The sequence below is a fragment of the Paraburkholderia sp. BR10954 genome (genome assembly GCF_040965775.1).
In the GTDB taxonomy this organism is placed as follows: domain Bacteria; phylum Pseudomonadota; class Gammaproteobacteria; order Burkholderiales; family Burkholderiaceae; genus Paraburkholderia; species Paraburkholderia youngii.
This window is the reverse complement of the sequence record NZ_JBFRCK010000200.1, coordinates 1-634: the sequence shown is the minus strand read 5'-3', so window position 1 is coordinate 634 and position 634 is coordinate 1. Positions and strand designations below refer to the sequence as shown.

The following is a 634-nucleotide window of genomic DNA, read 5'->3' as shown; positions in this document are numbered from 1 at the left end:
GGCATCAACTTCACCTGATGCCCCAACTTCATCAGTTGCCGCGCCCAATGGGGCGCACCGCCACATGCTTCCATTCCGATCAGGCAAGTGGGGCGGTTTGCGAAGTATTCGAGAAACCGGTCCCGCCTGATTGCTTTGTTGATGACTTCACCACTCTTCGGGTCTACCCAGTGGACCTGAATGACGCTTTTGGCAATGTCGACACCTACGGGGATGGGGTTCATGGCTGTTCACCTCCGGTTCGCTCTGAAGACCTTAATAATCCTCGGTTTCGAACACGTTGAAGCTCCTCGTGTACGAGCGGGGTCACCGCTCGCGTGCGGGAGGCGTCCATTCCATTTCCGTGAGGCAGGCGGCTGGCCTAGCGCCGCGAATCAAAACCCGGTTAGCATCGCTGCCAGAGCCGCACGGTATGGACAGGACCACACCCGGCGATTTCCACCACGGAAGCCAGCATCAAGAACGATAGCACGGTGTACGTTGGGTTGGACGTGCATAATGAGTCGATTAGAGCGTGTTAGGAACTTTGAAGTACTGGCACGGCGTGGACAAGCATGAGCATTGCGAAGACGACGAAATGAAGCCCAGCGAGAGTTTCGGGAAGCCGTTCATAGTCACGTGCGAGACGCCGGAA

General features: G+C 56.8%; 2 pseudogenes. Both read right to left on the bottom strand.

From position 1 onward, the window contains the following. A pseudogene (locus tag AB4Y34_RS41855) lies at positions 1-224 on the bottom strand (IS110 family transposase); the annotation flags it as partial. A gap of 293 nt (positions 225-517) precedes the next feature. Next, positions 518-634, bottom strand: a pseudogene (locus AB4Y34_RS41850) (IS5/IS1182 family transposase); the annotation flags it as partial.